Annotated in this window: 1 protein-coding gene; it reads left to right on the plus strand. The window is 74.1% G+C overall.

Annotation, left to right across the window (positions count from 1 at the left end):
• Positions 1-22 precede the first annotated feature (22 nt).
• On the plus strand, positions 23-7,888 hold a 7,866-nt coding region (locus tag AC507J_RS31920; protein WP_496294237.1), incomplete at its 3' end, for an SDR family NAD(P)-dependent oxidoreductase.

Genomic DNA, 7,888 nt, shown 5'->3' on the forward strand with positions numbered 1-7,888 from the left:
GACCCTGCACCACCCCCTGGTGATGCCCGAGCACGCTGGCGTCCGGGTGCAGGTCGCCGTGGCGGCCCCGGACGGCGATGGCACCCGCGAGCTGACGATCTGGTCCCAACCCGACGACGCTGGGGCCGACGTACCGTGGACCCGCCACGCCGAGGGCCGGCTCACCGCCGCCGCCGCCCCACCCGCCGAGCCGCTCCCGGCCCCGTGGCCACCCACCGGCGCCGAACCGGTCGACCTGACCGGCGGGTACGACGCGCTCGCCGCCATCGGCCTCCACTACGGACCGGTCTTCCGCGGCCTGCGTCAGGCCTGGCGCCTCGGCGACCACGTCTACGCCGAGGTCACCCTCGACCCGCAGGCCGCCGAGCAGGGCGCCCGGTACGGCCTGCACCCGGCGCTGGCCGACGCCGCCCTGCACGCCACCGGCCTGCTCAGCGCCGCCTCCGACACCCCGACGCTGCCCTTCTCCTTCACCGGCGTGCGGCTGTACGCCACGGGCGCGACCCACCTGCGGGTCCGGCTGACCCCGGCCGGCCCGGACAGCCTGTCCCTGCTGCTCGCCGACGTCGAGGGCCGCCCGGTCGCCACGGTCGACCGGCTCGTGCTGCGGCCCGCCGGTGCCACCCGCCCGGCCGTCACCAACTCGCTGTTCCGGATGACCTGGGTACCCGTCGAGCCCGCCACCGAGCCGGCCCGATCCCTCGCCGTGCTCGGCGAGCCCGAGCCCGGTCTCCCGACCGCCGCGCACCACCCCGACCTGGACGCGTTCCTCGACACCCTGACCGCCGGCCGACCCGCCCCCGACGCGGTGGTCGTCCGGCTGCGCGGCGACCGGGCGGCCGACGCACCGGCCGCAGTGCGGCGACTGACCACCGAGCTGCTCACCCTGCTCCAACGGTGGCTGGCCGACGACCGGCTGACCGACACCCGGCTGTTCCTGGTCACCGCCGGCGTGGTGGCCGTACCCGAACCGGTCACCGACCTGGCCGCCGCCGCGGCATGGGGACTGGTCCGTGCCGCCCAGGCGGAGAACCCGGACCGGATCGTCCTAGTGGACACCGACGCCGAGCTACCCCCGGCCGTCTTCGGCGCAGACGAACCGCAGCTGGCCGTCCGCGCCGGCGTGCTCCTCGCCAACCGGTTGACCCGCACCACCCCGCCCGACACCCTGCTGCCGCCCTCTGCCGCCGGCTGGCGGCTGACCGCCGGCAACGGCACCCTCGAAGGCCTGCGGCTGACGCCCGACCCGTCCACCACCCGGCAGCTCGGTCCCGGCGAGGTCCGCGTCGCGGTGGGCGCGGCCGGGGTCAACTTCCGCGACGTGGTCGTCGCGCTCGGTGTGGTGCCGGAGGAGTCCCGACCGATCGGCAGCGAGGCCGCCGGCCGGGTACTGGAGGTCGGCACCGACGTCACCGACCTGGCCCCCGGCGACCGCGTCTTCGGCCTCTTCGACGGGGCGTTCGGCCCGACCGCCGTCACCGACCGGCGGCTGCTGGCCCGCACCCCCGACAACTGGTCCGACCGGGACGCGGCGAGCGTGCCGGTCACCTACGTCACCGCGTACCTGGGCCTGGTCGATCTGGCCCGGGTCCAGCCCGGCGAGCGGGTGCTGATCCACGCGGCCACCGGAGGCGTGGGCACCGCCGCCGTGCAGCTCGCCGGCCAGCTCGGCGCGCAGGTCTACGCCACCGCCAGCCCGGCCAAGTGGGACACGCTGCGGGCGGCCGGGCTGCCCGACGAGCGCATCGCCTCGTCCCGGGAGACCAGCTTCGCCGACCGCTTCGGCGAGGTCGACGTGGTGCTCAACTCGCTGACCGGTGACTTCATCGACGCGTCCCTGGGGCTGCTGGCGCCCGGCGGCCGATTCCTGGAGATCGGCAAGGTGGACAAGCGGGACCCCGCCGAGGTGGCGCGGACCCGGCCCGGCGTGACCTACACCGCGTACGACCTGATGGATCCCGGCCCGGACCGGCTGCGGGCGGTACTCGCCGAGATCCTCGACCTGTTCGGCCGCGGCGCGCTGACCCTGCCGCCGGTCACCACCTGGGACGTCCGCCGGGCCCCCGCCGCGTTCCGGCACCTCGCCCAGGCCCGGCACGTCGGCAAGGTGGTGCTCACCGTGCCGCCGCCCGCCTTCGGCCCGACCGGCACCGTGCTGGTCACCGGCGGCACCGGCGGACTGGGCGCCCTGGTCGCCCGGCACCTCGTGACCGAGTACGGCGTACGCAGCCTGGTCCTGCTCAGCCGCTCCGGCGGCACCGCACCCGACGGCCTGGACGCCCGGGTCCGGGTGGTGTCGTGCGACGTCGCCGACCGGACCGCCCTGGCCGAGGTGCTCGACAGCATCGACGACCTGACCGCCGTGGTGCACACCGCCGGTGCCCTGGACGACGGCGTCCTCAGCTCGCTCACTCCCGACCGGCTGGACACGGTGCTGCGACCCAAGGTGGACGGCGCGTGGCACCTGCACGAGCTGACCGCCGGACGCGACCTGTCGGCGTTCGTCCTGTTCTCCTCGGCCGCCGGCATCCTCGGTGACGCCGGCCAGGCGAACTACGCCGCGGCCAACGCCTTCCTGGACGCACTCGCGGCCCACCGGCACGCCGCCGGCCGGCCGGCCCTCTCCCTGGCCTGGGGCTTCTGGTCCCGGCGCACCGGCCTGACCGGGCATCTCACCGACATCGACGTCGCCCGGATCGCCCGGGACGGTTCGACCGGACTCTCCGACGACGAGGGCACCGCCCTGCTCGACCACGCCCTGCTCGCCGCCGAACCGGTGCTCGTACCGGTCAAGATCGACACGCGGCTGGGTCCGGACGCGCCCGCCGTACTGCGTGGCCTGATCCGCACCCCGGCGCGCCGCGCGGCGAGCCTGCCCAGCGGCTCGGCCGACGAACGACTGGCCAGCCTCTCCGGAGACGACCTCTCCGCTGCCCTGCTCGACCTGGTCCGGGCCCAGGCCGCCCTGGTGCTGGGGCACACCGGTACGGAGCCGATCCAGCCCGGCCGGGCCTTCCGCGAACTGGGCTTCGACTCGCTCACCGCAGTGGAGTTGCGCAACCGACTCTGCGCCGCCACCGGCCTGAAACTGCCCGCTGCGGTGATCTTCGACTACCCGACGGCCGAATCGCTCGCGGCCCACCTGCTCGGCAAGCTCACCTCGGCGACCGGCCCGACCCGACCCGTCGCGGTCGCGCAGGCCGTCACCGACGACGACCCGATCGTCATCGTGGCCGACGCCTGCCGCTACCCGGGCGGCGTGCGTACCCCGGAGGACCTGTGGCACCTGGTCGCCGAGGGGGTGGACGCCATCGGCGGCTTCCCCACCGACCGGGGCTGGGACATCCCGGACGACGCGCCGTACGCACGGATCGGTGGGTTCGTCGAGGACGTCGCCGGCTTCGATGCCGACTTCTTCGGCATCTCACCGCGCGAAGCGCTGGCCATCGATCCGCAGCAGCGGCTGCTGCTCGAAGTCACCTGGGAGGCGCTGGAACGCGCCGGCCTGAACCCGCGCGGCCTGGCCGGCAGCAGCACCGGCGTCTTCGTCGGCGCCGCCGCCGGCAACTACCACCAGCACGCCGCCGATGAGCGCATCGAGGGCTACCAACTGGTCGGCAACTCGACCGCCGTGCTCTCCGGCCGGATCTCCTACACGCTGGGCCTGGAGGGCCCGGCGGTGACCGTGGACACCGCCTGCTCCTCGTCGCTTGTGGCGCTACACCTGGCCGTGCAGTCGCTGCGCCGGGGCGAGTGCACCCTCGCCGTGGTCGGCGGGGTGACCGTGATGTCGGCACCGGACATCTTCGCCGAGTTCGCCCGGCAGGGCGGCCAGGCGCCGGACGGCCGCTGCAAGGCGTTCTCCGACGACGCCGACGGCACCGGCTGGTCCGAGGGCGCCGGTGTGCTGGTGCTGCAACGCCGCTCAGACGCTGTGGCCGAGGGCCGCGAGATCCTCGCCGTGGTACGCGGCAGCGCGGTGAACCAGGACGGCGCGTCGAACGGCCTGACCGCACCGAACGGTCCTTCGCAGCAGCGGGTGATCCGCCGGGCACTGGCCGACGCCCGACTGACCGAGTCCGAGGTGGACGTGGTCGAGGCGCACGGCACCGGCACCCGGCTCGGCGACCCGATCGAGTTGCAGTCGTTGCTGGAGACGTACGGGCAGCGGACCGGTGAGCCGCTGCTGCTCGGCTCGGTGAAGTCCAACATCGGCCACGCCCAGGCCGCCTCCGGCATCGGCGGCGTGATCAAGATGGTGCAGGCGCTGCGGCAGCCCATGCTGCCCCGCACCCTGCACGTCGCCGCGCCGACCCCGGCGGTCGACTGGAGCGCGGGCGCGGTGGAGTTGCTTACCGAGTCACGCGCGTGGCCGGAGACCGGGCGTCCGCGCCGGGCCGGGGTGTCCTCGTTCGGGATCAGCGGCACCAACGCACACGTGATCCTCGAACAGGCCCCGGCCGCCGAACCGGCCGCCGAACCGGCCGAACCCGCTCCGGCGCTGCCCTGGGTGATGTCCGGCCGGACCGCCGAGGCACTGGCCGACGCGGTGCGTGGGCTGCGGTCGTACGTGGCCGCCCGGCCCGCTCTCGACGCGGTCGACGTCGGACGGGCGCTGACCAAGCGCTCGACGTTCGAGTACCGCGCTGTGGTGGTCGGCGCGAACCGCGACGAACTGCTCGCCGGCCTCGACACCGTGGCCACCGACGCCAGCACCACCCATGGTCGGCTTGCTGTGTTGTTCACCGGTCAGGGTGCGCAGCGGTTGGGGATGGGTCGTGAGTTGTATGGCGTGTTCCCGGTGTTCGCTGATGCTTTGGATGCGGTGTGTGGGTTGTTGCCGGGCGTCCGTGAGGTGATGTGGGGCGCTGAGGTTGAGGTGTTGTCTCGGACGGTGCATGCGCAGGCGGCGTTGTTCGCGGTTGAGGTGGCCCTGTTCCGGCTTGTCGAGTCGTGGGGTGTGCGGCCGGATTTTGTGGCGGGTCACTCGATTGGTGAGGTGGCGGCGGCCCATGTCGCCGGGGTGTTGTCGTTGGCTGATGCGTGTGTCCTGGTGGGGGCGCGTGGTCGGTTGATGCAGGAGTTGCCGGCCGGTGGGGTGATGGTGTCGGTGCGTGCCGCTGAGGCGGATGTGCTGCCGTTGCTGCGCCCGGGTGTGGATATCGCGGCGGTGAATGGTCCGTTGGCGGTGGTGCTTGCCGGTGACGAGGACGCGGTGGCGGAGGTGGTGGACCGCCTTGGGGTGAAGGCGAAGCGGTTGCAGGTGTCGCATGCGTTCCACTCGGCGCGGATGGAGCCGATGTTGGCGGAGTTCCGGTCGGTGTTGGAGGGGTTGGCGTTCCATCCGCCTCGGATTCCGGTGGTGTCGAACGTGACAGGTGCGGTCGTTCAGCCTGATACGGCCGACTATTGGGTGCGGCATGTGCGGGAGACGGTTCGGTTCGCCGACGGGATCGCCACGCTCACCGGTGCGGGTGTGACCCGGTTTTTGGAGCTTGGTCCGGATGGTGTGTTGACCGCGATGGCGCAGGAGACCGCTGCGGATGCGCTGCTCGTGGCTGCGCTGCGCAAGGACCGTGGTGAGAGCGTGTCCCTGCTGACCGCCGTCGGCCAGCTGTGGCGCGCCGGCGTCGAAGTCGACTGGGCGGTTCCGTACGCCAAGTGGGGTGGCCGCCCGGTCACCCTGCCGACCTACCCGTTCCAACACCGCCGCTACTGGCTCGACGCCGCGCCGGGCGCGGACGTCACCCGCGCCGGGCTCACCGCCGCCGGTCACCCGCTGCTCGGCGCCACGGTGGAGCTGGCGGACTCCGGACAGGTGGTGTTGACCGGACGGCTGTCGGTGCGTACCCACCCGTGGCTCGCCGACCACCGCGTCGGCACGTCCGTGGTCTTCCCCGGCACCGGCTTCGTCGAACTCGCCCTGCGCGCCGCCGACCAGGTCGGCGCCGGAGTGCTCGACGAGCTGACCATCGAGGAACCGCTGGTCCTACCCGAGCACGACGCCGTCGACGTACAGGTCTCCGTCGGCGTACCGGACGAAGTGGGCGTACGGTCCGTGGTCGTCAGCGCCCGCAGCGCCGACGCCGCCTGGACCCGGCACGCCCGTGGCGCCGTCACCTCCGGTAGCCGGCCCACCGGCGACGGCGACCTCACCGCTTGGCCACCGCCCGGCGCCGACGCCCTCGACATCGGCGACGTCTACCCCGGCGACGGCGAGCTGACCCATGGCCCCGCCTTCCAGGGCCTGCGGGCCGCCTGGCGGCACGGCGACGACCTGTACGCCGAGGTCGCCCTGCCCGACGGCGTCACCGCCGACGGCTACCTCCTGCACCCGGCCCTGTTCGACGCAGCCCTGCACTGCCTCGGTCTGCGCGCCGGAGACACCACCACCGCGCTGCCGTTCAGCTGGACCGACGTCTCGGTCAGCAGCGCCGGTGCGACCGCTTGCCGGGTCCGGGTGTCCCCGCGCGGCGACGGCTTCAGCCTCCTCGTCACCGATCCGTCCGGCCGGGTCGTGGCTTCGGCGGGATCACTGGTGCTGCGGCCGGTCGGCCCGGTCACCGACGCCGTGACCCGCCGGGCCCTGTTCCGGCTCGTCTGGAAGCCGACCGTTCCGGTGCCGGCCACCGGGGAAACCGAGCCGCTCGATGTGCTCCGCGCCGGCACCGGCACCCTGACGGAGGTCACCGCATACGTGCTGGCCGAGATCCAGCGTCGGCTGGCCGACGACCGGCCGGGCCGGCTCGCGGTGCTCACCCGGGACGCGGTGGACGTCGACGGATCCGGCGTCATCGACCCCGCCCAGGCGGCGGTCTGGGGCCTCGTCCGGGCCGTGCAGGCCGAGGAGCCCGGTCGCATCGTCCTGGTCGACACCGACACCGACACCGACACCGACACCGACGGCGGGCTCGACCTGGCCACGCTGGCCGCGACCGGCGAGCCCGAACTGGCCGTCCGCGACGGCGTCGTCCACCTCGCGCGGCTGGCCCGGACCTCGCCAGCCCCGGCGTCCGGCGCGTTCGGCAACGGCTCGGTGCTGATCACCGGGGCGTCCGGGAAGCTCGGCGGGCTCGTCGCCCGCCACCTGGTCGACGCGTACGACGTGCGAGACCTTGTCCTGGTCAGCCGCAACGGCGCGCCGGAGGAGCTGGTGTCCGACCTCACCGCCGAAGGTGCCCGGGTACGGGTCGCCCGCTGTGACGTCGGCGAGCGCGAGGCACTGGCCGGTGTGCTCGCCGAGGTCGAGAACCTGACCGGCGTCGTGCACGCCGCCGGGGTGCTCGACGACGGCCTGTACGGGGCGCTCACCGCCGACCGGCTCGCCGGTGTGCTGCGTCCGAAGGCCGAGGGTGCCTGGCACCTGCACGAGCTGACCGCCGACCGGGAACTCTCCGCGTTCGTGCTCTTCTCCTCGGCTGCCGGTGTCCTCGGTGCGGGCGGCCAGAGCGCCTACGCGGCGGCCAACGCCTACCTGGACGGACTCGCGGCCTACCGGCGTACGGCGGGGCTGCCCGCGCTGTCGCTGGCCTGGGGACTCTGGGACGGCACGGACGGCATGGGTGGCGGCCTGGCTGGCACGGACCGGGCCCGCGTCCTGCGGGGCGGCGTGGCGGCACTCACCGAGACCGAAGGGTTGGCCCTCTTCGACGCCGCCCTGGGCGCGACCACGCCGGCTGTCCTGCCGGTGAAGCTCGACCTCGGCGCGTTGGCGGACCTGCCGCTCTTCGCCGACCTGCGGCCCGCCGGCCGGCCGGCCCGGGAGACGTCGCCACGCACCGCCCGCCCCACCGACCGTGCGGACCTGCTCCGGCTCGTCTGCGCCGAGGTCGCGGCGGTGCTCGGCTACGGCTCGGATCAGCGCGTCGAGGAGGAACGCGCGTTCCAG

It is taken from the genome of Micromonospora sp. PRAS1 (genome assembly GCF_059553435.1).